The following is a 20,620-nucleotide window of genomic DNA, read 5'->3' as shown; positions in this document are numbered from 1 at the left end:
AACCCGGACCGGCTCCGCTCACCGCTATGAAACTCAGTTACCGCACCCCCGCCTCCCTGCGCCCGGACTCCGGGACCCGGGATGCGCGCCGGTTGTCCGGCCTCGACGGCCTGCGCGGCATCGCCGTCAGTATCGTGCTCGTCTTCCACTTCTTGCCGGGGATCCTCCCCGGCGGCTTCGTCGGCGTCGACGTGTTCTTCGTGATCAGCGGGTTCCTGATCACCGGTCTCCTCGCGGACGAGTACGCCCGGTCGGGCCGGATCTCCCTGCGTCGCTTCTGGGGGCGCCGGGTGCGCCGGCTCGTGCCGCCGCTCGTGCCGCTCGTGCTGCTCTGCTGCACGGCGGCCTGGCTGCTCGGCGGCGATGTGCTCGTCGGCCTCGGCTGGCAGGTGCTCGGCGCAGTGACGTTCGGCTACAACTGGGCGTCGATCGCAGGCTCGGCGAGCTATTTCTCCGCGACGAGCCCCGAACTGTTCCGCAACCTCTGGTCGCTCGCCGTCGAGGAGCAGTTCTACCTGGTTTGGCCGTTCGTTCTGCTCGCCCTGATGCTCGTGCGTTCCGCCCGGTTCCGGCTCGCGCTCGTGTGCGCCCTCGCCGTCAGCTCGGTGGTGTGGATGGGGTTCCTGTTCCAGCCGGGCGCCGATCCGACCCGGGTCTACTACGGCTCGGACACGCATAGCTTCGGGCTCTTCGCCGGTGCGGCGCTCGCTCTCCTGCTGCGCCGCCCCACCGGCCTGGGCGCGGTGAACCCCGGCGGCGCCGTCGCCCGCGCCGGCTCGGGCGGCTTCACCCGGTTCGCGGCCCGGCTCCCCTCCCCCGGCCGGCTGCGCCCCTGGCTCGGCGTCGTCGCACTCGCCGGCATCGGCGCTGCGGCGGCCTGGCTGCCCGCGGAAGGCCCCCTGGCCTACCGGGGCGGCCTCTTCGGCATCAGCGTGCTCTCCGGCGTCGTCATCTGGGCCGCCGTACGCGGCGCCAGGTTCGGCCGGTGGCTCGACACCCCTGTGCTCCGCTGGCTCGGCGAACGGTCCTATGGCATCTACCTCTGGCACTGGCCCGTCTTCGTGCTCGCCGGCGTGGCCTGGCCGGCCGCGGGCGTCGGAGTGGAACTGCTCGTCGCCGCCGTTGCCGTACTCGTGGCGGCGGCCTCGTACCGGTGGCTCGAGCAGCCGGTGCGGCGCAGGGGCCTGCGCGGCAGCATCCGCTCGCTCTCGGGTTTCGCGACCGAGTCGAGGTCGCGGCTCTGGGTCGTCGGCGTCGCCGCGATGCTCGGGCTGGTCCTCGTCGGCGGCACGACGGCCGCCGTCGTCGTCGCCCCCGCCGAGACGAGCGCGCAGGCCCAGATCACCCGCGGCCGCCAGCTGCTCGATGCCGCTCAGGCCGACCGAAAGCGCGAGGAGGCCGAGCGCAGGAGCGACCCGACCGCGGCGCCGACGCCGGTCGCCCCGGGCGACCTGATCACGGCCGTCGGTGATTCCGTCATGCTCGCCTCCGCTCCGGAACTCGAAGACCGGTTCCCGGGGATCCTGATCGACGCCGCGGTGTCCCGGGGGATGCGCGCGGCTCCCGACATCCTCGCCGCCCAGGCCAGTGCGGGAACGCTCCGCCCGGTCATCGTCGTCGGGCTCGGCACCAACGGGCCGATCACCACGGACGAACTGGTCGCGATCGAGGCCGTGATCGGCCCCGACCGGAAGCTCGTCCTCGTGACGGCGTTCGCCGACCGGGACTGGACAGCAGGCGTGAACGAGGCGCTCGCCGGTTTCGCGACCCACCACCGCCTCGTGGGGATCGCCGGCTGGCACGACGCGATCGCGCCGCACACCGACGTCCTGGCCGGGGACAACATCCACCCCGGCCCCACCGGTGGGCGGATCTACGCCGACTGCATCGCCGCGGCACTGGACGTGCTCGCCCCCCAGCATCCGTTGCACGGCCGGGACCCCTACCGAATCGGCCCGGACCCCGCCCTCCTCCGTCCCGCGGCATAACTCCGGGGAGACACGAAAGAAGGGCCCGACCGAAGTCGGGCCCTTCCAGGTGTTGCGGGTGAAGCGTGGGTTACTTGGCTTCCTCGACGGGAGCCTCGACAACGACCTCGTCCTCGGCCGGGGCGTCGACGACGGCCTCGGTCTCGGCGGGGGCCTCGACGACGACGGGTGCGACTACAGCAGCTGCAGCGGCGGTCGTCTTCGCGGACTTGACCTTCGGCGTGACGGGCTCGAGAACGAGTTCCATCTGGACCATCGAGGCGTTGTCGCCCTTACGGAAGCCGAGCTTCGTGATGCGGGTGTAGCCGCCCTCGCGCAAGGCGACCTGGGGTGCGATCTCGGTGAAGAGCTCGTGCACGACGGTCTTGTCGCCGATGGTGGCCAGAACGCGACGACGGGCGTGCAGGTCGCCCTTCTTCGCGAACGTGATCAGTCGCTCGGCGACCGGACGAAGGCGCTTGGCCCGCGTTTCGGTCGTCTTGATCGACTTGTGGGTGAACAGCGAGGCGGCAAGGTTGGCGAGCATGAGGCGCTCGTGTGCCGGGCCGCCACCGAGGCGTGCTCCCTTAGTGGGCGTGGGCATTAGTAATCTCCAGTATCAAAAGTCAAAAGTCAGTCGGGAGACTGCTTTTAGATGGTTTCTTCGTCGTAGCCGCTGTAGAAGTGGGCGCCGTCGAATCCGGGCACCGAGTCCTTCAGTGACAGGCCAAGCTCGACGAGCTTGTCCTTGACCTCATCCACCGACTTCTGTCCGAAGTTGCGGATGTTCATCAGCTGGGTCTCCGAGAGGGCGACCAGTTCGCTGACGTTGTTGATGCCTTCACGCTTGAGGCAGTTGTACGAACGAACCGACAGATCGAGGTCTTCGATCGGGATCGACAGTTCGGTCGACAGCACGGCGTCGACCGGCGCGGGGCCGATTTCGATGCCCTCTGCCGCGGTGTTCAGCTCGCGGGCCAGACCGAACAGCTCGGTCAGGGTGCGACCGGCGGATGCGATGGCGTCGCGAGGCGAAATCGCCGACTTGGTCTCCACGTCGACGACGAGGCGGTCGAAGTCGGTACGTTCACCGGCACGGGTTGCCTCGACGCGGTAGGTCACCTTGAGCACGGGCGAGTAGATCGAGTCGACCGGAATCTGGCCGGCCTCGGAGTACTCGTTGCGGTTCTGGGTGGCCGACACGTAGCCGCGGCCACGCTCGATGGTCAGTTCGAGTTCGAACTTCGCCTTGTCGTTCAGGGTGGCGATGACCAGTTCGGGGTTGTGCACCTCGACGCCGGCCGGAGCCGAGATGTCGGCGGCGGTGACCTGGCCGGCACCCTGCTTGCGCAGGTACGCCGTGATCGGCTCGTCGTGCTCGCTCGAGATGACGAGTCCCTTGATGTTCAGGATGATCTCGGTGACGTCTTCCTTGACACCGGGGACCGTGCTGAACTCGTGCAGCACGCCGTCGATGCGGATGCTGGTGACAGCGGCTCCGGGGATCGAGGAGAGCAGGGTGCGGCGCATGGAGTTGCCGAGGGTGTAACCGAAGCCAGGCTCGAGCGGCTCAATGATGAACCGGGACCGGAACTCCGAGATGTTCTCCTCGGTGAGCGTGGGGCGCTGTGCGATAAGCACTATTGATTCCTTTCGGCAAAGTGTCCGCTATATGACACTTGCGAGGCGAGGTGTTGAGTGTGAAAGAAAAGAGAATCGCGCGGGGCCTGGGTCGCTCCGTGAGGAGCGAACCAGGCCCGGCGATCCGCGTCGGCCGGGCCCGTCACACGGACGGACCCGGCCAGTGCGGGTGCTTAGACGCGGCGACGCTTCGGCGGACGGCAGCCGTTGTGAGCCTGGGGCGTGACGTCGTTGATCGAGCCAACCTCGAGGCCGGCGGCCTGAAGGGAGCGGATCGCGGTTTCGCGGCCTGAGCCGGGTCCCTTGACGAACACGTCGACCTTCTTCATACCGTGCTCCTGCGCCTGGCGGGCAGCCGATTCGGCGGCCAGCTGTGCGGCGAACGGGGTCGACTTGCGCGAACCCTTGAAGCCAACTCCACCTGAGGACGCCCAGCTGATGACCGCACCGGTGGTGTCAGTGATCGAGACGATGGTGTTGTTGAACGTGCTCTTGATGTGGGCCTGGCCCACGGCGACGTTCTTCTTTTCTTTCTTGCGCGGCTTCCGAACGGCCGACTTGGGTGCTGCCATGAATTTCTCCTGAATCCTAAAGGCGAGACGGGCCAGGCCGAGGCCTAGCGCGCCTTCTTCTTGCCGGCTACGGTGCGCTTCGGGCCCTTGCGGGTGCGAGCGTTGGTCTTGGTGCGCTGGCCGCGGACGGGCAGGCCCTTGCGGTGGCGGATTCCCTCGTAGCTACCGATCTCGACCTTGCGGCGGATGTCGGCGGCAACCTCACGGCGGAGGTCACCCTCAACCTTGAAGGTTCCTTCGATGTAGTCACGGAGGGCGACGAGCTGGTCGTCGGTCAGGTCCTTGACTCGGATGTTTCCATCGATTTCAGTGTCGGCGAGGGTCTTGAGTGCCCTCGTGCGGCCAACACCAAAGATGTAAGTCAGTGCAACTTCCACGCGCTTATCGCGGGGAATATCAACGCCGGCTAGACGTGCCATTATGGCTTCTCCTGTATATGAGTGGAGGTCTGTAGCAGTGCCCGTTCATCGGCCTCCAACCGATGGTGTCCCCCCTTGCGAGGTTCTTGGCACTGCTATTTTCTGTATTCAGTTGAATCGTTCACCAGGGTGAGCCTGTCGGATGACAAACTCACACCGGCTAACCCTGACGCTGCTTGTGACGCGGGTTCTCGCAGATGACCATCACGTTGCCGTTACGGCGGATGACCTTGCACTTGTCACAGATCTTTTTGACGCTGGGCTTGACCTTCATGGTGTGTCCTTGTATTCGCTGTCTTCGTACCCGCGGAATGCCGCGGGCCGTTACTTACAGCAACTTCTTACTTGTAGCGGTAGACGATCCGGCCGCGAGTCAGATCGTAAGGGCTCAGCTCCACGATCACGCGGTCCTCGGGGAGGATGCGGATGTAGTGCTGACGCATCTTGCCCGAAATGTGGGCAAGAACTTTGTGGCCGTTCGTCAACTCAACGCGAAACATCGCGTTGGGAAGAGCTTCGACTACTGCGCCCTCGATTTCGATGACACCGTCTTTTTTGGCCATAACTCACTATCACTAGGTATTGATTGCTGGTCGTGCGGGGATGTGGTGCTCTAGACACGCCGCAGGCGACGGCATCAGACACCAAGGATTTACTCTATGGTATGAAGTTGCCTTTTGGCAATTCTTCCCTATAATCCTTGGCAAATACTGCTGCCGCCGCCCGTTTCAGTGCGGAATCGTCCAGTTTTCTGCGTGTGGAGCCGATGGTGCTCTTTTGAGCGTCGGCGACCTAGAGCGTGCGCTGCACGCCCGCGACGACGGTGACCACGTCCGAGAACAGCGGATGCGTCGCGTCCAGGCCGCAGACCTCCGTCACGAAGGCCTCCGCGTCGAGAACGCGGAGCTTCGACTGCAGTTCGACGCTCTGCTCGTCGTCCGGCACGTCGAAGCGGAGGGCTGCGCCGACCGCCTCGAGCAGTGCCGTCGGGCGGGTGCCGCGTTCGGCGATCTCCGCGGCCGGGCCGATGAACCGCTCATGCCGGCTGAGCTTGCGGAGCGGCTGGCGTCCGACGCGCTGCACGGTGTCGGGAAGTGCCGGGTTCTTGAACCGAACCAGGATCTTCTCGCGATAGGCGCGCTGGGCGGCCTCGTCGAGGCCGTGCTTGGCCACCAGGAGGGCACTGGTCTCCTCCAGGACGCGCCGGGCGCCGTCAAGCACCTCGGGCACCAGGAGGGCGTCCGAGATCTTCGTGACGCCGGCGACGGAGCCGAGGTAGGCGACTGTGGCGTGACCCGTATTGACCGTGAACAGCTTGCGCTCGATGTAGGGCGCGAGGTTGTCGACGAAGGTCGCGCCGGGGATCACGGGCACGGCGCCGTTGAAGGCGCCGCGCTCGATGACCCACTCGTAGAAGGCCTCGACGGTGACGTCGATGCCGCTGCCCTCCGCTTGTCCGGGAACGATCCGGTCAACGGCTGTATTGGCGAAGGCGACGCGTGCATTGATGGCCGCACGGTCTCCCTCCGCCACGTTGAGCCAGACCTGCTCCGCGAGCACGTCGGTCGCGTTGATCGCGTTCTCGCACGCCATCACGGCAAGCGGGGGCAGCGACGCGTCGCGGGCTGCGAGGCCCGCGGCGATGACCGGTGCCACGAAGCGCAGCACGGTCGGGCCGACGGCGGTCGTCACGATATCGGCCGTCGCGATCTCCTGGATCAGGGCGGCCTCGTCGGTCGCGCTGTTGATGGCGCGGAAGTTGTCGACCACGCGAGTGGTCGACTCCTCCCCCGCCTCGTGCACCGAGTAGGTCGTCGCGGCCTTGAGGGCGTCGATCAGGGAAGCATTCACATCGGCGAAGACCACCTCGTATCCGGCGTCGTGAAGCAGGAGGCCGACGAATCCGCGACCGATATTGCCTGCACCGAAGTGAATTGCTTTCATTCTGCGTTGACCTCCTCGAGGAGAGCGTAAATCTCTCCTGCATTTCCTGCATCGATCAGTTTCTGTACTTCGTCCTCGTCCGAGAAGACGATGGCGATCTTCGAGAGGATCGCGAGGTGCTCGTTGTTGAGCCCCGCGATCCCGACTGCGAACCGGACCGGGTTGCCGTCCCAGTCGATGGGCGTGTCATAGCGGACGAGGGACAGCGCCGAATGAAGGATCGACTCCTTCGCCTCGTTCGTGCCGTGCGGGATGGCGAGGAAGTTGCCCATGTAGGTCGACACGCTCGCCTCCCTGTCGAACATCGAATCGACGTACGCCTGGGTCACGGCGCCCGCGGCGACCAGCAACGCGCCGGCCTCCGTGATGGCGTCGTTCTTCGTGGTGGCCGTTCCCGCGGCCACCACGTTGCCGGGCTCGAGGATCTGATCGGTCACAGTGTGGCCTCTGTGTCCGCCTTGCTCTGCAGCAATTCAACGACCTCGTCGTACTTCGGGCTGTTCATGAAGTTCGACACCGAAACGTGCACGGATGCCGGCGACTTCTGCTGGGCCCTCGCGGTGAGGTCCTGGTGGGTGATGACCAGGTCGGCGGTGCCGTCGAGGTTCGCAATGGCCTGGTTGGTCACCGTGATGCCTTCGATGCCGGCCTTCTTGATCTTGTTCCGCAGGACGGACGCGCCCATGGCGCTCGAACCCATGCCGGCGTCGCAGGCGAAGACGATGTTCTTCAGCTGGTGGCCAGCGGCGGCCGCGGTCGCGGCATCCGTGGTGCCCGCAGCGGCGAGGTTGCCGAGGACGCTGGAGGACTTGCCCTTCATGGCTTCGGTCTTCGCGACGGCGTCACTGAGGTCGCCGTCGAGGCCTGCGGCCAGGTCGCGCTTGCGGCTGGCACGGAGGATGACGGAGGCGATCAGGAACGACACGGCTGCGGAGCCGAGGACCGAGAGGACGACGCCGACGTAGCTGTCCGGTGCGGTCTGGAGAAGCACGGCGAAGATACTGCCGGGCGAGGCGGGGGCGCGGAGGCCGGTGTGGAACGCGACGTTGATCGCAACGCCGGTCATGCCGCCGCCGATGGTGGCGAGGATGAGGATCGGCTTCATCAGAACGTACGGGAAGTAGATCTCGTGGATACCACCGAGGAACTGGATGATGATCGCGCCGGGTGCACTGGCCTTGGCAAGTCCGACACCGAAGAACGAGAACGCGAGGAGCAGTCCGAGGCCGGGGCCGGGGTTCGCCTCGATCAGGAAGAGGAGCGACTTACCGGATTCGGCAACTTGCTGCACACCGATCGGGGTGAACACGCCGTGGTTGATGGCGTTGTTCAGGAACAGCACCTTGCCGGGCTCGACGAGGATGCTCGCGAGCGGCAGAAGGTTGTTGGAGACGAGCCAGTTGACTCCGCCTTCCAGCATGGTGCTGAAGCCGGTCACGACCGGGGCGATTCCGAAGAACGCGCCCAGGGCGAGGATGGCGCCGAGGATACCCGAGGAGAAGTTGTCCACGAGCATCTCGAAGCCGGGGCGGATCTTGCCCGCCCACAGGCCGTCGAGCTTCTTGAGCAGCCATGCGGAAAGCGGGCCGATGATCATCGCACCGATGAACATCGGGATCGCGCTGCCGACGATGACACCCATGGTGGCGATCGACGCGATGACGCCGCCGCGGACGCCGTAGACCATGCGGCCACCGGTGTTGGCGATCAGGAGCGGAAGTAGGTAGAAGATCATCGGGTCGACCATCTTGGCGACGGTCTCGTTCGGGGTCCAGCCGGTCGGGATGAAGAACGCGGTGATGAGGCCCCACGCGATAAACGCCGCGATGTTGGGCATGATCATGCCGCTGAGGAAGGTGCCGAAGCGCTGCACGTGGACGCGCGCGCCGCCTCCGCTCTTCGTGTCAGTTGACGTCGTCGTCATTTCTCTGCCTTTCGTTGTGTGTTCGGGTTGTGATTGCGGGTGAGTGGTGAAACGACTCGCACGGACTAGTCCGTGGGAGAGAAGGTGGCGGCCAGGTGCGTCGCCGCGGCGCGAGCGGATGCCGCGCCGTCTGCCGCGAGGGCGACCGCGGCGAGTTGCCGGGCCTCCTCCGCGCTGAACCGGGCGAGTTCCGCCCGGACGTCGGAAAGTGCCGCTGACGACATGGACAGGCTGGTGGCCCCCAGTCCGACGAGCACGACGGCGAGCAGGGGGTCCGCCGCCGCTTCTCCGCATACCCCGACCGGCTTGCCGAGATCGCGGCCGGCGGCCCCCACCTCAGCAATCAGGCGCAGGACCGCGGGGTGCCACGGGTTCTGGTAGCCCGCCACGGAACCGAGGAGACGGTCGGCGGCGAGGGTGTACTGGGTGAGGTCGTTGGTGCCGATCGACGCGAAGTCCGCGTGCTGCAGGATCCGGTCGGCCAGGAGCGCGGCGGACGGGATCTCCACCATGACGCCGGCCGTCTTGAGGCCGAGCTTGTGGGCGAGCTCCACGAAGTAGGCGGTCTCCTCGACCGTTGCGACCATGGGCGCCATCACCCAGACGTCGGCGTCGGTCGCGGCATCCGCTTCGGCGAGCGCGGTGAGCTGTTCGCGGAGGATGTCCTCGGAGGCGCGCAGGGCGCGGAGGCCGCGGAGGCCGAGTGCGGGGTTCTCCTCCTCGGCGTCGTTGAGGAAGGCGAGCGGCTTGTCGCTGCCGGCGTCGAGGGCGCGCACGACGACCTTCTTGCCCGGGAACGCGTGCAGCAGGCGTGCGTACTGTTCGGCCTGCTCGAGGATCGTCGGCGCGTTGTGGGAATGGAGGAACAGGAACTCGGTGCGGAACAGGCCGACGCCTTCCGCGCCCAGGGCGACGGCCTGGGCGGCGCCGTCGGCGGAGCCGAGGTTCGCGAGGAGCGGGATCGGGGTGCCGTCGCGGAGCCGGCCGGGGCCGGTCGGGGCCTGGGCGCGCAGGGCACGGGCACGGATGCGGGCTTCGGCCGTTTCGACCTCGGCCTCGGTCGGGGACACGGTCACGGTGCCGGAGGCGGCGTCGACGATCACGAGGGTGCCGTCGGCGAGGTCGGTGGCGCCGGTGGCGCCGACGATCGCGACGATCGCCTTGTCGCGGGCGAGGATCGCGGTGTGGGACGTCGGGCCGCCGTCGCTCGTGACGAGGCCGAGCACGCGGGTGAGGTCGAGCAGGGCGGTGTCCGCGGGAGCGAGGTCGTGGGCGATCAGGATGAACGGTTCTTCCTGCTCGGGCACGCCGGGGGCGGCGCGGCCGCCCAACTGGGCGATAACCCGCTGGGACACGTCGTCGAGGTCGGCGGCGCGTTCGGCGAGGTAGCCGCCGAGCTCGGTGAGCTGGTCGCGGAACGTGGAGAAGGCCTCGAACACGGCGCGCTCGGCGGTCTTGCCGGTCGCGAGCCGTTCGGTGAGGTCGTCGACGAGGGTGGGGTCCTCGGCCATCATGGCCTGGGCTTCGAGGACTTCCTGGGCGGCTCCGCCTGCGCGTTCGGCGCGGGCCTCGAGGTCGACGGCGACGAAACGCTGGGCGGACGCGGCGCGAGCGCCCTCGTCCTCCGGGGTGAGTGCGCTGCGGGTGTCCGTGGGTTCAGGGAGCGGTTCGGGCATCCGCAGAACGCGGCCGATGGCGACGCCCTGGCCGATGCCGGTGCCGGTCAGGTCGACGCCTGCCGTGGCGGATGCCGGTGCGAGGCTCATACCGCGACCCGCGTCTCTGCGGGAGCGGCATCCGCGGCCGGCAGGTCGTGGTCTGCGGCGAGCAGGGCGACGAGGGTGTCGAGGGCGGCACCGGCCTCGTCGTCGATGGTCGCGAGCGTGACCTCGTCCCCGTTGGCGAGGCCGAGGGAGATGACGGCGAGGATGCTGGCGGCGTTGACGGCCTTGCCGCCCGCCTTTTCGATGGTGATCTTGACGCCGGAGTCGGCTGCCGCCTTGGTGAAGAGTTTTGCGGGGCGCGCGTGCAGGCCGTTTGCCGAGCCGATTCGAACCTGTCGTTCAATCATCGGTGGGGTTCCTTCCGGTGGAGAGTGGAGTGCTGTACTGGGTCATGCCGCGGCTGCGAGCGCCGCGTCGAGTGCTTCTGATCCGTCACGGGCGGTGAAGATCGTGTCGGGCAGGAGCGCGCAGCCCACGCCGAGTTCGGCCGCCTGCGCCCGGATCTCGGGGAAGCGTCCGGCCAGGTGCGGGCCGACGAGCAGTGCGTCGATGCCGTCGAGGGCGTCGGGGAGTTCTGTTTCGCTCGCCGCCGCGACCGCAATGGTCAGGCCGCGCTCGGAAATGGTCCGCCGCATCCGCAGTGCCACGAAGGTACTGGACGCGCCCGCACCACAGATCACAAGAATCCTCATTGACTCGGCCTTTCGGTGTATCGACTGAATTCAGTTTCGTCGTGTTGCCGTGCGCCGGCCAGTAGAGCTGTTTCCGCACCCCCGGAAACACGGCGCGGGAATACGGTTCGGGAATACCGAAGGGGTGCGACGTGATTGACTAGTGACGACAATGTGGAGTTTTGTGCGATGAGCGACAAACAAACGCGGATGCTGGAGTATCTGTCGCAGACGCCGGTCTGGGTGACCGCCGGTGAACTCGCGGACCACCTCGGGGTCACGCCTCGGACCGTGCGCAGTTACGTGACCAACGTGAAGGCGGCGGCGCATCCGCTCGATGTGATCGAATCGGGGACGGCCGGGTACCGGCTGGACCTCGAGGCGTACGCCGCGTTCCGGTCGAGCCACAAGCCGGCCGACCCGGATTCCAAGCAGAACCGGCTCTACGCCCTCGTCCGGCGGCTCACCGAGTCCGACAACGGTCTCGACGTGTACAGCCTCGCCGCGGAACTGTTCGTGAGCGATTCGACGATCGAAGCCGATCTGGCCCGGGTGCGGTCGCTGCTGCCGGAGACCGGGCTCACCCTCGGGCGGCGCGGTAGCGTCGTCACCCTGGCCGGCTCGGAGACCGACCGACGCCGGCTGCTCAGCAGGATGTTCCGCGAGGAGACCGACCGCGGAATGCTCAACCTCGAGACGATCCAGCGCGAGTTCGCGTCGAAGAGCCTCAGCGCGTTCAAGACCGACCTGATCGCCATGCTCGACGCCCAGGGGTACTTCGTGAACGAGTACGGCACCAACGACGTGTTGCTGCACGTGGCGATCGCCGTCGACCGCGTCACGAAACGCGCGGCCCCGCTGCCCGCGGAGCCGCAGGCCACTCCCCCGGACGAGATGACACAGGCCCTCGCCGTGCTGATCAAACGGCACTTCGACGTCGAGCTTGCGATCGGGGACCTCGACTACATCGGGCTCCTCCTCACCACGCGCGTGATCACGCCCGGGCACGACCAGCCCGCTACGAAGTTGATCGAGAACTTCGTGCGTCCGGAAGACCTCGACACGGTCCGGCAGATCGTCACGCGGGCGAGCGAGGAATTCCTCGTCGACCTCACCGAGGAGACGTTCATCGTGCGGCTCACCCTGCACGTGCGCAACCTGATCAACCGCGCGCAGGACCGGTCGTTCGCCCACAACCCCCTCACCCGGTCGATCAAGACGAGTTACCCGATGATCTACGAGCTCGCGGTGTACATCGCGAGCCAGCTGCAGCGCCAGGAGCGGATCGTGATCAACGACGACGAGATCGCGTACATCGCGATGCATGTCGGCGCGCACCTGCAGCAGCAGTCCCGCCGGGTCGACCTGGTCAGCTGTGCGATCGTCTGCCCCAACTACTACGACATGCACGTCCTGCTGCGTGAGCGCATCGAACGGGTCCTCGGCGACGAGCTCGAGGTCGTCTCGGTCGTCACGCGCAGCGACGTGGACTGGAACGGCCTCGAGGCCGACCTTGTGCTCACGACGATCGACCCCGGCCGCATCGGCGACGGGATCATCGTGATCCAGCCGTTCCTGACCGAGACCGACATCGAGCGGATCCGGAAGGCCGCGAGCCGGGTGCGCAGGCTGCGCAGGCGCGCGCACCTCAAGGACGACCTGCTCCAGTTCTTCGACGCCTCGCTGTTCTCACACAACTTCTACGCGAGCGACGAGGACGCCATGATCCGCGCGCTCGGCGAGCGGATGGCCGAGCAGGGCATCATCGAACCGGAGTACATCGACGGCGCGATCGAGCGCGAACTGATGAGTTCGACGGCGTTCACCGACAACCTCGCCGTGCCGCACTCGATGTCGATGACCGCGAACCGCACGTCGATCGCGATCGTGATCAACGACACCCCGATGGACTGGGGAGAGGCCCGGGTCAACGTCGTCGCGCTCGTCGCGTTCAGCGCCGCGGGTCGCAAGAGCTTCCAGGATGTCTTCGACCAGTTCGTCGAGGTCTTCTCAGACCGCAACGATGTTCAGCGCCTGGTCCGCAGGTCTGTCGACTTCGCATCCTTCATCGACGAACTCGTGCACCTGATGGACCAGTAGCCGGGCGACCGAGCTCAGGCGGTCAGTTCCGCCCAGTCGCGCGACTTGTAGGCGTAAATGGCGAGGTCGAGTGCCTCGTCGCCGTCCTGGGACGCGAACACGGTGTCGGGAAGCAGCGCGACGCCGACGCCCCGCTTGATCGCCTGGGCGCGGATCTTCGCGTAACGCGGCGCGAGGTACGGGCCGACGAGCAAGACGTCGATCGGGTCGAGTGACCCGGGAAGGTCGGATTCGCTGCCGGCGTGAACCGTCAGTTCGAGGCCCCTGGCCTCACCGGTACGGCGCACGCGATGTGCGACGAAGGCGCTGGACGCTCCGGCACCGCAAACTACGAGAATCCTCATTGACCTGCTCATTCCTTCAGCGGGCTCTGCCCACTTCCATCCTCCCGCTATTCGGGGACTTTGGCTAGCGGATGCCGCGTCCCGGCGCGCCGCAGCCCACCGTTCCCCACCGCGAGAGTACGAATTTGGCCCTTAAACTCGCGGTTTAAGGGCCAAATTCGTACTCTCGCGGGATAGACGCGCGTGGGACGGGCGCGCGGTGAGGGCAGCAGAGCGCCGAGGGGCGGGGTTAGGGGATGGGGACGGGGGTGACGCCCAGGGGGGCGAGCTGCGCGGCTCCGCCGTCTTCTGCGGTGAGCACCCAGATGCCGTCCTTGTGCACGGCGACGCTGTGCTCCCAGTGCGCGGCCGCGAGGCCGTCGCTCGTCGCGACGGTCCACTCGTCGTCGCGGACGAAGGTGTCGATCGAGCCGAGCACGACCATCGGCTCGATGGCGACGACGAGACCGGGCTTGACCTCCGGGCCCTTCTGGCGTACCCGGTAGTTGAACACGGGAGGGGCCTCGTGCATGGACCGGCCGATGCCGTGGCCGACGTAGTCCGTGAGGATGCCGTAGCTGCCCTGGGACTCGACGTAGTCCTCGATGGCGTCGCCGACCTCGTTGAGGTAGCGCGCCTCGGCGAGGCGGGCGATGCCGTGCCAGAGGGACTGTTCTGTGACGTCCGAGAGCTTCTGCCTTTCGGCGACGATCTCGGGCCGGGTCGGGTCCGGGATCACGTAGCTGAACGCGGCGTCGCCGTTCCAGCCGTCGAGGATCGCGCCGCTGTCGATCGACACGATGTCGCCGGCGCCGAGGACACGGGCACCGGGGATGCCGTGTACGACGTCCTCGTTCACGCTCGCGCAGACCGTGTGGAAGTAGCCGTGCTCGAGCTTGAAGTTCGGCAGGCCGCCGCGGGCCACGATCGCAGCCTCAGCGGCCGCGTCGAGCTCGAGGGTCGTGACACCCGGACGCATCAACGCGCGGGCAGCGTCGAGTGACGCGGCGGTCGCGAGGCCCGGTGCGATCATCAGCCGCAACTGTGCCGGCGACTTGTAGATGGATCGACGAAGGCTCATTGCCTGGTTCCCCGCAAACGGATCAGGACGCGCTCGGTGCGTCCGGGTTGTCGACGGCGCGGAGCTCGCGCTCCGCAAGGGCGCTCAGGATGCGCTCGGTCACCGCGTCGACGGCACCGAGGCCGTCAACGGTGACAACGAGCCCGCGGGCCCCGTACACGTCGATAAGCGGAGCAGTCTGCTCCGAGTAAACCTCGAGACGGTGACGGATGACGTCGGCCGTGTCGTCCGCGCGGCCCTGTTCGGCCGCGCGCTTGAGCAGACGGGCGACGACCTCGTCGGTGTCCGCTGAGATCTGGACGACGACGTCGAGTGCGGCGCCGTCGGATTCGAGCAGGCGGTCTAGCTCGTGCACCTGGTCGAGCGTGCGCGGGTACCCGTCGAGGAGGAAGCCGTCTGCGGCATCCGCCTGGGCGAGCCGGTCGGCGACGATCTCGTTGGTCAGGGAGTCGGGTACGTATGCGCCCTTGTCCATGAAGGACTTGACCTTCAGGCCGAGTTCGGTCTGGTTGGTCACGTTGTACCGGAAGATATCTCCGGTCGAGACGGCCGGGATCCCGAAGGCGGCGGCCAGGCGAACGGCCTGCGTGCCCTTGCCTGCGCCGGGCGGGCCGATCACGAGCAGGCGGGTCATCGGAGCAGCCCTTCGTAGTGGCGCTGCTGCAGCTGCGAGTCGATCTGCTTGACGGTCTCCAGACCGACACCGACGATGATCAGGATGCTCGCGCCACCGAACGGGAAGTTCTGGTCGGCGCCGATCACCGAGAAGGCGATCAGCGGCAGGAGCGCGATCAGCCCGAGATAGAGCGCACCGGGCAGGGTCACCCGGGTCAGCACGAAGTCGAGGTACTCGGCCGTCGGGCGTCCCGCGCGGATGCCGGGGATGAATCCGCCGTACTTCTTCATGTTGTCGGCGACCTCTTCGGGGTTGAAGGTGATCGCGACGTAGAAGTAGGTGAAGCCGACGATGAGCAGGAAGTACATCAGCATGTAGAGCGGGTGGTCGCCCTTGGTCAGGTTGTTGGTGACCCAGGAGACCCAGGCCGCTGGTGCCTGTCCGGCGGATGGCTGGTTGAACTGCGCGATCAGGGCCGGCAGGTACAGCAGCGAGGACGCGAAGATCACGGGGACCACGCCGGCCATGTTGACCTTGATCGGGATGTACGTGTTGTTGCCGCCGTAGGTGCGACGTCCGACCATCCGCTTGGCGTACTGCACCGGGATGCGTCGTTGCGACTGTTCGACGAACACGACGGCGGCGACGACGAGCAGTCCGACCGCGATGACGATCAGGAAGGTGTCGAGGCCCTTCTGGTTCAGGATCGAGCCGAGGGAGTTCGGGAAGCGCGCCGCGATGGACGTGAAGATGAGGAGCGACATGCCGTTGCCGATGCCGCGCTCGGTGATGAGCTCACCCATCCACATGATGACGCCGGTGCCTGCCGTCATGGTGATGACCATGAGCATGATGGCGTACCAGGCGTCGTTGGTGATGAGCTGCGAGCACTCGGAGCTCGACGAGGTGCCGAACAGCGCGCCGCTGCGGGCGACCGTGATGAGCGTCGTCGACTGGAGGATGCCGAGGGCGATCGTGAGATAACGCGTGTACTGGGTGAGCGTGCTCTGCCCGGACGCGCCCTCTTTGTAGAGGGTCTCGAAGTGTGGGATGACCACGCGCAGCAGCTGCACGATGATCGAGGCCGTGATGTACGGCATGATGCCGAGCGCGAAGACCGACAGCTGCAGCAGCGCGCCACCGCTGAACAGGTTGACGAGCTCATAGAGGCCGCTGGTGCCCTGGTTCGCCGCGAGACACGCTTGCACGTTTCCGAAGTCCACAAAGGGAGAGGGGATGAACGAGCCCAGTCGGAACAAAGCCACGATACCGAGGCTGAATCCGATTTTCTTGCGAAGGTCGGGCGTGCGGAAGATCCGCGCTATGGCGCTGAACAAAAGGCCTCCAGTTACTAACGTGAAACGAGCCTGCCGGGGCCGCTATCGAATAAACGATGGCGACGCCCGACAAGCTCGATCAGCGTCTACGGACTTACTTGATTGAGCCACCCGCGGCGACGATCTTCTGCTCAGCTGAGCTGGAGACCTTGTCGACCGCAATGTTCAGCTTAACGGCAATTTCACCGTTACCGAGCACCTTGACTTTTTCGTTGTCGCGAACGGCGCCCTTGGCGACCAGGTCGGCGATGGTTACATCGCCACCGTTCGGGTAGAGCTCGGCAAGACGGTCGAGGTTGACGACCTGGTACTCGACGCGGAACGGGTTCTTGAACCCGCGCAGCTTCGGGGTGCGCATGTGCAGAGGCATCTGCCCACCCTCGAAACCGATGCGCACGTTGTAGCGTGCCTTGGTGCCCTTGGTGCCACGACCCGCGGTCTTACCCTTGGATCCTTCACCACGACCGACGCGCATACGGCCCTTCTTCGAACCGGGAGCGGGGCGAAGGTGGTGGACCTTCAGCACCTGCTCGCGCTTCTCAGCGGGTGCAGTCTTCGCGGCGGCAGCCTTGGGGGCAGCCTTCTTTGCGGTGGCGGGCTTGGTTGCTGCCTTGGCGGCAGCGTCCTTCTCGTCAGCCATTAGTCAATCTCCTCGACCTTCACGAGGTGAGCAACCGTGTTGACATAGCCGCGGTTCTGCGAGTTGTCCTCGCGGATCACGACAGCGCCAATGCGCTTGAGACCCAGGCTGCGAAGCGTGTCGCGCTGGTTCTGCTTCTCACTAATTTTGGACTTGATCTGTGTCACTTTGAGGCGAGCCATCAGGCACCTGCCTTTGCTGCCGCTGCTGCAGCAGCAGCCGCGGCGTCGGCGCGCAGGAAACGGGCCGGGGCCACGTCTTCGTACGCGAGGCCACGACGGGCGGCAACGGCACGCGGCTCTTCGAGCTGGTGCAGTGCCTCGACGGTGGCGTGGACGATGTTGATGGTGTTCGACGAACCCAGCGACTTGCTCAGGACGTCGTGGATGCCGGCGCATTCGAGCACGGCGCGGACGGGGCCACCGGCGATAACGCCGGTACCGGCAGCGGCGGGACGCAGCAGGACAACGCCGGCTGCGGCTTCGCCCTGGACCGGGTGCGGGATCGTCAGGCCGACGCGGGGAACGCGGAAGAAGTTCTTCTTCGCTTCCTCGACGCCCTTGGAGATAGCGGTCGGGACCTCGCGGGCCTTGCCGTATCCCACGCCGACGAGTCCGTTGCCGTCACCGACGACGACGAGGGCGGTGAAGCTGAAGCGACGACCACCCTTCACCACCTTGGAAACGCGGTTGATGGTGACAACGCGCTCCAGGAACTGGCTCTTGTCGGCGTCGCGGCTTCCGCGATCCTTGTTCGGGTTGCGCTCACGGCCACCACGACGAGCCTCACGAGGCTCGTTCTGTGCCGGAGCGGTTGACGCAGCGGTTTCGACGGGTGCCTCAGCGGCCACCACGGTCTCCTTGGCTGCTGTGTTACTGGTTTCAGCGGTCACAGGTTCAATCCACCCTCTCGAGCTCCCTCGGCGATGGCAGCGACGCGTCCCGCGTACTTGCTGCCGCCACGGTCAAATACGACGGCGTCGATACCGGCGGCCTTCGCGCGCTCGGCGACGAGTTCACCGACCTTACGGGCCTTGGCGGTCTTGTCACCATCGAAGGTGCGCATGTCCGTCTCGAGCGTGGATGCCGACGCAAGGGTGAAACCCTTGCTGTCGTCGACGACCTGCACGAAGACGTGGCGAGCCGAACGGGTGACGACGAGACGGGGACGAAGCTCCGTACCGACGACCTTTTTGCGAAGACGTGTGTGCCTGCGTCCGCGGGCAGCGGCCTTGCTCTTACCTCTAGTTCCGAGACCCATGGTTACTTACCACTCTTTCCGGCCTTGCGGCGAACAATCTCGCCGGCGTAACGCACACCCTTGCCCTTGTAGGGCTCAGGCTTGCGAATCTTACGGATGTTGGCGGCGACCTCGCCGACGGCCTGCTTGTCGATGCCACCGACCGTGAGGCGGTTGACGCCCTCGACGGTCAGGGTGATGCCGACGGGCGGCTCGATGAGGACCGGGTGTGAGAAGCCAAGGGCGAACTCGACCGCGGTGCCCTTCTGGGCGACGCGGTAACCGGTACCGACGATCTCGAGGCCCTTGGTGTAACCCACGGTCACCCCGATGATCTGGTTGGCGATCAGGGTGCGGGTCAGGCCGTGCAGCGAACGCGATGCGCGCTCGTCGTCCGGACGGGTGACGACAACGTGGCCGTCTTCGATCGACACCTGGATCGGGTTGGCGACGGTGAGCGCGAGCTCACCCTTCGGGCCCTTGACGCTGACGAGGCGACCCTCAGTGGCAACCGTGACATCCGCGGGGATCGGGATGGGGAGTCTTCCAATACGTGACATTGTCGACTACCACACGTAGGCGAGAACTTCTCCGCCTACGCCCTTCTTCTCGGCCTGACGGTCGGTGAGCAGACCGCTGGAGGTGGACAGGATGGCAACGCCGAGGCCACCGAGAACGGTGGGGATTTCGGTCGACTTTGCGTACACGCGCAGGCCGGGCTTGGAAACCCGCTTGATGCCGACGATGGAACGCTCGCGGTTCGGACCGAACTTGAGGTTCAGCGTGAGGGTCTTTCCGACCTCTGCATCCTTGACATCCCAGGCGGAGATGTAACCCTGCGCCTTGAGGATGTCTGCGATGTGCGCTTTGAGCTTGCTGTGCGGCATCGACACTGTGTCGTGGTACGCCGAGTTAGCGTTGCGCAGTCTGGTCAGCATGTCTGCGACCGGATCTGTCATTGTCATTTGTGGTGCCTTTCTCGCCTGGTTTCGTTCATCCGTTACACGGGTGACGACCTTGGTCGTGGTGGGGCTGGACGGTTGTCCAGCCCCAGGGTTTTAAAACTAGCCGGTACTACTTGGTGTTCTCGGCCGTCTGGAAGGGGAAGCCAAGCGCCTTGAGCAGCGCGCGGCCTTCTTCGTTGTTCTTGGCGGTCGTCACGACAGTGATGTCCATACCGCGAAGACGGTCGATCCGGTCCTGGTCGATCTCGTGGAACATGACCTGCTCGGTGAGACCGAAGGTGTAGTTGCCCGCACCGTCGAACTGCTTGTCCGAGAGGCCGCGGAAGTCACGGATACGGGGAAGGGCGAGGCTCAGAAGCCGGTCCAGGAACTCCCACATGCGGTCGCCGCGAAGGGTGACGTGGGTTCCAATGGGCTGTCCTTCACGCAGTTTGAACTGCGCGATGGACTTGCGGGCCTTGGTGACCTGCGGCTTCTGGCCGGTGATCTTGGTGAGGTCCGAAACGGCGCCATCCATGATCTTGCCGTCGCGAGCTGCCTCGCCGACACCCATGTTGACGACGATCTTCACGAGGTTCGGAATCTGGTGAACGTTCGTGAAACCGAGCTCGGTGGCGAGCTTGGCGGAGATCTCGTCGCGGTACTTCTGCTTGAGACGCGGAAGCGTCTTGACGGGCGCTTCGCCCGCAGCAACGATCGTGTCGGTCATCAGAGGTCCTTCCCTGACTTCTTGGCGTAACGGATGCGGACCGTCTTGGTGACGCCGTCCTTCGTTACCTCTTCGATGCGGACGCCGACGCGAGTCGGCTTCTTGGTCTCCGGGTCGACGATGGCCACGTTGGACGCGTGGATCGGCGCCTCCATGGTCTCGATGCCGCCGGTCTTGGTGCCGCGCTGGGTCTGGCCGACACGCACGTGCTTCGTGACGAAGTTGATGCCCTCGACGAGGACACGGTTCTTCTCCACGAGCACGGCGATGACCTTGCCCTGCTTGCCACGGTCGCCGCCGCGTGCCTGGCTGCGGCCGCTGATGACCTGTACGAGGTCACCCTTTTTGAGTCTGGCCATGATTTAGATAACCTCCGGTGCCAGCGAGATGATCTTCATGAACTTCTTGTCGCGAAGCTCGCGACCGACCGGTCCGAAGATTCGGGTGCCCCGGGGGTCACCGTCGTTCTTCAAAATCACTGCGGCGTTCTCATCGAACTTGATGTACGAACCGTCTGGACGACGGGTCATCTTCTTGACGCGAACGACGACGGCCTTGACGACGTCGCCCTTCTTGACGTTTCCGCCCGGGATCGCGTCCTTGACGGTGGCGACGATGGTGTCGCCGAGGCCTGCGTAACGACGACCGGAGCCACCGAGGACGCGGATGGTCAACAGTTCCTTGGCACCCGTGTTGTCGGCAACCTTGAGTCGTGATTCTTGCTGAAGCACTTTTTATACCCTTCTAT

The 20,620-nt window shown here is 65.9% G+C and carries 27 protein-coding genes; 2 read left to right on the top strand and 25 right to left on the bottom strand.

Going from position 1 to position 20,620, the window contains the following annotated elements; genetic code table 11:
• The first annotated feature begins 26 nt into the window (after nucleotides 1-26).
• Complete coding sequence (locus MQH31_RS01620; protein ID WP_243010665.1) at nucleotides 27-1,988, top strand: acyltransferase family protein; 1,962 nt, start codon at nucleotides 27-29, stop codon at nucleotides 1,986-1,988.
• A gap of 70 nt (nucleotides 1,989-2,058) precedes the next feature.
• Here MQH31_RS01620 and rplQ read toward each other — a convergent pair whose 3' ends face one another.
• The 12 genes from rplQ to MQH31_RS01560 form a co-directional block, all read right to left on the bottom strand.
• On the bottom strand, nucleotides 2,059-2,571 hold the full coding sequence (gene rplQ / locus MQH31_RS01615; RefSeq protein ID WP_134534145.1) for a 50S ribosomal protein L17: 513 nt from the start codon (nucleotides 2,569-2,571) through the stop codon (nucleotides 2,059-2,061).
• Nucleotides 2,572-2,618: 47 nt separating this feature from the next.
• Nucleotides 2,619-3,608, bottom strand: coding sequence for a DNA-directed RNA polymerase subunit alpha (locus MQH31_RS01610; RefSeq protein WP_134449911.1), 990 nt, complete (start codon nucleotides 3,606-3,608; stop codon nucleotides 2,619-2,621).
• A 173-nt stretch (nucleotides 3,609-3,781) separates the two neighbouring features.
• Entirely contained in the window at nucleotides 3,782-4,180 is a 399-nt protein-coding gene (gene rpsK, locus MQH31_RS01605) for a 30S ribosomal protein S11 (RefSeq protein ID WP_022883249.1), read from the bottom strand.
• Nucleotides 4,181-4,224: 44 nt separating this feature from the next.
• A complete protein-coding gene (rpsM, locus tag MQH31_RS01600) occupies nucleotides 4,225-4,599 on the bottom strand; it encodes a 30S ribosomal protein S13 (RefSeq protein WP_134534147.1) in 375 nt (124 codons plus the stop codon).
• 160 nt (nucleotides 4,600-4,759) lie between these two features.
• A complete protein-coding gene (gene rpmJ / locus MQH31_RS01595) occupies nucleotides 4,760-4,873 on the bottom strand; it encodes a 50S ribosomal protein L36 (RefSeq protein WP_035834639.1) in 114 nt (37 codons plus the stop codon).
• 67 nt (nucleotides 4,874-4,940) lie between these two features.
• Nucleotides 4,941-5,162, bottom strand: coding sequence for a translation initiation factor IF-1 (gene infA, locus MQH31_RS01590; protein WP_022883252.1), 222 nt, complete (start codon nucleotides 5,160-5,162; stop codon nucleotides 4,941-4,943).
• A 229-nt stretch (nucleotides 5,163-5,391) separates the two neighbouring features.
• The gene (locus MQH31_RS01585) at nucleotides 5,392-6,543 is read right to left on the bottom strand and encodes a mannitol-1-phosphate 5-dehydrogenase (RefSeq protein WP_243010664.1); all 1,152 of its coding nucleotides are present in this window, start codon (nucleotides 6,541-6,543) and stop codon (nucleotides 5,392-5,394) included.
• Nucleotides 6,540-6,980 carry a PTS mannitol transporter subunit IIA gene (locus tag MQH31_RS01580; protein WP_134534150.1) on the bottom strand — a complete coding sequence of 147 codons (441 nt, stop codon included), beginning with the start codon at nucleotides 6,978-6,980 and terminating at the stop codon, nucleotides 6,540-6,542. The genes MQH31_RS01585 and MQH31_RS01580 overlap by 4 nt, the downstream gene beginning before the upstream one ends.
• Nucleotides 6,977-8,467 carry a PTS mannitol transporter subunit IIBC gene (locus tag MQH31_RS01575; protein ID WP_243010663.1) on the bottom strand — a complete coding sequence of 497 codons (1,491 nt, stop codon included), beginning with the start codon at nucleotides 8,465-8,467 and terminating at the stop codon, nucleotides 6,977-6,979. Before MQH31_RS01575 ends, MQH31_RS01580 begins: the two co-directional genes overlap by 4 nt.
• 65 nt (nucleotides 8,468-8,532) lie before the next feature.
• Complete coding sequence (gene ptsP, locus MQH31_RS01570) at nucleotides 8,533-10,233, bottom strand: phosphoenolpyruvate--protein phosphotransferase (protein WP_279238315.1); 1,701 nt, start codon at nucleotides 10,231-10,233, stop codon at nucleotides 8,533-8,535.
• Nucleotides 10,230-10,538 carry an HPr family phosphocarrier protein gene (locus MQH31_RS01565; RefSeq protein WP_134534156.1) on the bottom strand — a complete coding sequence of 103 codons (309 nt, stop codon included), beginning with the start codon at nucleotides 10,536-10,538 and terminating at the stop codon, nucleotides 10,230-10,232. The genes ptsP and MQH31_RS01565 overlap by 4 nt, the downstream gene beginning before the upstream one ends.
• 42 nt (nucleotides 10,539-10,580) lie before the next feature.
• Complete coding sequence (locus tag MQH31_RS01560) at nucleotides 10,581-10,883, bottom strand: PTS sugar transporter subunit IIB (protein ID WP_243010662.1); 303 nt, start codon at nucleotides 10,881-10,883, stop codon at nucleotides 10,581-10,583.
• A gap of 168 nt (nucleotides 10,884-11,051) precedes the next feature.
• Between MQH31_RS01560 and MQH31_RS01555 the strand changes: the two genes are divergently transcribed.
• On the top strand, nucleotides 11,052-12,962 hold the full coding sequence (locus MQH31_RS01555) for a BglG family transcription antiterminator (protein WP_134534160.1): 1,911 nt from the start codon (nucleotides 11,052-11,054) through the stop codon (nucleotides 12,960-12,962).
• Nucleotides 12,963-12,976: 14 nt separating this feature from the next.
• Here MQH31_RS01555 and MQH31_RS01550 read toward each other — a convergent pair whose 3' ends face one another.
• The 13 genes from MQH31_RS01550 to rplN form a co-directional block, all read right to left on the bottom strand.
• On the bottom strand, nucleotides 12,977-13,306 hold the full coding sequence (locus MQH31_RS01550) for a PTS sugar transporter subunit IIB (protein WP_134534161.1): 330 nt from the start codon (nucleotides 13,304-13,306) through the stop codon (nucleotides 12,977-12,979).
• A gap of 229 nt (nucleotides 13,307-13,535) precedes the next feature.
• The gene (gene map, locus MQH31_RS01545; protein WP_134534163.1) at nucleotides 13,536-14,366 is read right to left on the bottom strand and encodes a type I methionyl aminopeptidase; all 831 of its coding nucleotides are present in this window, start codon (nucleotides 14,364-14,366) and stop codon (nucleotides 13,536-13,538) included.
• A 22-nt stretch (nucleotides 14,367-14,388) separates the two neighbouring features.
• The gene (locus MQH31_RS01540; protein ID WP_174775058.1) at nucleotides 14,389-15,000 is read right to left on the bottom strand and encodes an adenylate kinase; all 612 of its coding nucleotides are present in this window, start codon (nucleotides 14,998-15,000) and stop codon (nucleotides 14,389-14,391) included.
• Nucleotides 14,997-16,319 carry a preprotein translocase subunit SecY gene (gene secY / locus MQH31_RS01535; RefSeq protein ID WP_134534165.1) on the bottom strand — a complete coding sequence of 441 codons (1,323 nt, stop codon included), beginning with the start codon at nucleotides 16,317-16,319 and terminating at the stop codon, nucleotides 14,997-14,999. The genes MQH31_RS01540 and secY overlap by 4 nt, the downstream gene beginning before the upstream one ends.
• Before the next feature lie 94 nt (nucleotides 16,320-16,413).
• Entirely contained in the window at nucleotides 16,414-16,959 is a 546-nt protein-coding gene (rplO, locus tag MQH31_RS01530; RefSeq protein WP_134534167.1) for a 50S ribosomal protein L15, read from the bottom strand.
• Nucleotides 16,959-17,141, bottom strand: a complete 183-nt coding sequence (gene rpmD / locus MQH31_RS01525) for a 50S ribosomal protein L30 (protein WP_174774564.1) — start codon at nucleotides 17,139-17,141, stop codon at nucleotides 16,959-16,961. The genes rplO and rpmD overlap by 1 nt, the downstream gene beginning before the upstream one ends.
• Nucleotides 17,141-17,812 (bottom strand): 30S ribosomal protein S5, encoded by a 672-nt coding sequence (gene rpsE / locus MQH31_RS01520; protein ID WP_104101028.1) that lies wholly within the window; start codon nucleotides 17,810-17,812, stop codon nucleotides 17,141-17,143. The genes rpmD and rpsE overlap by 1 nt, the downstream gene beginning before the upstream one ends.
• Nucleotides 17,813-17,847: 35 nt before the next feature.
• The gene (gene rplR, locus MQH31_RS01515; protein WP_134449898.1) at nucleotides 17,848-18,219 is read right to left on the bottom strand and encodes a 50S ribosomal protein L18; all 372 of its coding nucleotides are present in this window, start codon (nucleotides 18,217-18,219) and stop codon (nucleotides 17,848-17,850) included.
• Nucleotides 18,220-18,221: 2 nt separating this feature from the next.
• Nucleotides 18,222-18,758 (bottom strand): 50S ribosomal protein L6, encoded by a 537-nt coding sequence (rplF, locus tag MQH31_RS01510; protein ID WP_134449897.1) that lies wholly within the window; start codon nucleotides 18,756-18,758, stop codon nucleotides 18,222-18,224.
• 6 nt (nucleotides 18,759-18,764) lie between these two features.
• Nucleotides 18,765-19,163 (bottom strand): 30S ribosomal protein S8, encoded by a 399-nt coding sequence (gene rpsH / locus MQH31_RS01505; protein ID WP_066597609.1) that lies wholly within the window; start codon nucleotides 19,161-19,163, stop codon nucleotides 18,765-18,767.
• Nucleotides 19,164-19,272: 109 nt separating this feature from the next.
• A complete protein-coding gene (gene rplE / locus MQH31_RS01500) occupies nucleotides 19,273-19,872 on the bottom strand; it encodes a 50S ribosomal protein L5 (RefSeq protein ID WP_134534169.1) in 600 nt (199 codons plus the stop codon).
• On the bottom strand, nucleotides 19,872-20,231 hold the full coding sequence (gene rplX, locus MQH31_RS01495) for a 50S ribosomal protein L24 (protein ID WP_134449895.1): 360 nt from the start codon (nucleotides 20,229-20,231) through the stop codon (nucleotides 19,872-19,874). The genes rplE and rplX overlap by 1 nt, the downstream gene beginning before the upstream one ends.
• Nucleotides 20,232-20,234: 3 nt before the next feature.
• Complete coding sequence (rplN, locus tag MQH31_RS01490; RefSeq protein ID WP_134449894.1) at nucleotides 20,235-20,603, bottom strand: 50S ribosomal protein L14; 369 nt, start codon at nucleotides 20,601-20,603, stop codon at nucleotides 20,235-20,237.
• Nucleotides 20,604-20,620: the final 17 nt, after the last annotated feature.

Origin of the sequence: Cryobacterium zhongshanensis, from assembly GCF_022760445.1 — a bacterium.
Lineage (GTDB): Bacteria > Actinomycetota > Actinomycetes > Actinomycetales > Microbacteriaceae > Cryobacterium > Cryobacterium algoricola.
This window is presented reverse-complemented; position numbering and strand designations above follow the sequence as displayed.

Excerpts from the sequence above, each read along its gene's own strand:
- MQH31_RS01620 (WP_243010665.1), top strand. The coding sequence starts at position 27 with ATGAAACTCAGTTACCGCACCCCCGCCTCCCTGCGCCCGGACTCCGGG.
- rplQ (WP_134534145.1), bottom strand. The coding sequence starts at position 2,571 with ATGCCCACGCCCACTAAGGGAGCACGCCTCGGTGGCGGCCCGGCACAC.
- rpsK (WP_022883249.1), bottom strand. The coding sequence starts at position 4,180 with ATGGCAGCACCCAAGTCGGCCGTTCGGAAGCCGCGCAAGAAAGAAAAG.
- rpsM (WP_134534147.1), bottom strand. The coding sequence starts at position 4,599 with ATGGCACGTCTAGCCGGCGTTGATATTCCCCGCGATAAGCGCGTGGAA.
- rpmJ (WP_035834639.1), bottom strand. The coding sequence starts at position 4,873 with ATGAAGGTCAAGCCCAGCGTCAAAAAGATCTGTGACAAGTGCAAGGTC.
- infA (WP_022883252.1), bottom strand. The coding sequence starts at position 5,162 with ATGGCCAAAAAAGACGGTGTCATCGAAATCGAGGGCGCAGTAGTCGAA.
- MQH31_RS01585 (WP_243010664.1), bottom strand. The coding sequence starts at position 6,543 with ATGAAAGCAATTCACTTCGGTGCAGGCAATATCGGTCGCGGATTCGTC.
- MQH31_RS01575 (WP_243010663.1), bottom strand. The coding sequence starts at position 8,467 with ATGACGACGACGTCAACTGACACGAAGAGCGGAGGCGGCGCGCGCGTC.
- ptsP (WP_279238315.1), bottom strand. The coding sequence starts at position 10,233 with ATGAGCCTCGCACCGGCATCCGCCACGGCAGGCGTCGACCTGACCGGC.
- MQH31_RS01565 (WP_134534156.1), bottom strand. The coding sequence starts at position 10,538 with ATGATTGAACGACAGGTTCGAATCGGCTCGGCAAACGGCCTGCACGCG.
- MQH31_RS01560 (WP_243010662.1), bottom strand. The coding sequence starts at position 10,883 with ATGAGGATTCTTGTGATCTGTGGTGCGGGCGCGTCCAGTACCTTCGTG.
- MQH31_RS01555 (WP_134534160.1), top strand. The coding sequence starts at position 11,052 with ATGAGCGACAAACAAACGCGGATGCTGGAGTATCTGTCGCAGACGCCG.
- MQH31_RS01550 (WP_134534161.1), bottom strand. The coding sequence starts at position 13,306 with ATGAGGATTCTCGTAGTTTGCGGTGCCGGAGCGTCCAGCGCCTTCGTC.
- map (WP_134534163.1), bottom strand. The coding sequence starts at position 14,366 with ATGAGCCTTCGTCGATCCATCTACAAGTCGCCGGCACAGTTGCGGCTG.
- MQH31_RS01540 (WP_174775058.1), bottom strand. The coding sequence starts at position 15,000 with ATGACCCGCCTGCTCGTGATCGGCCCGCCCGGCGCAGGCAAGGGCACG.
- rplO (WP_134534167.1), bottom strand. The coding sequence starts at position 16,959 with ATGGCTGACGAGAAGGACGCTGCCGCCAAGGCAGCAACCAAGCCCGCC.
- rpmD (WP_174774564.1), bottom strand. The coding sequence starts at position 17,141 with ATGGCTCGCCTCAAAGTGACACAGATCAAGTCCAAAATTAGTGAGAAG.
- rplR (WP_134449898.1), bottom strand. The coding sequence starts at position 18,219 with ATGGGTCTCGGAACTAGAGGTAAGAGCAAGGCCGCTGCCCGCGGACGC.
- rplF (WP_134449897.1), bottom strand. The coding sequence starts at position 18,758 with ATGTCACGTATTGGAAGACTCCCCATCCCGATCCCCGCGGATGTCACG.
- rpsH (WP_066597609.1), bottom strand. The coding sequence starts at position 19,163 with ATGACAATGACAGATCCGGTCGCAGACATGCTGACCAGACTGCGCAAC.
- rplE (WP_134534169.1), bottom strand. The coding sequence starts at position 19,872 with ATGACCGACACGATCGTTGCTGCGGGCGAAGCGCCCGTCAAGACGCTT.
- rplX (WP_134449895.1), bottom strand. The coding sequence starts at position 20,231 with ATGGCCAGACTCAAAAAGGGTGACCTCGTACAGGTCATCAGCGGCCGC.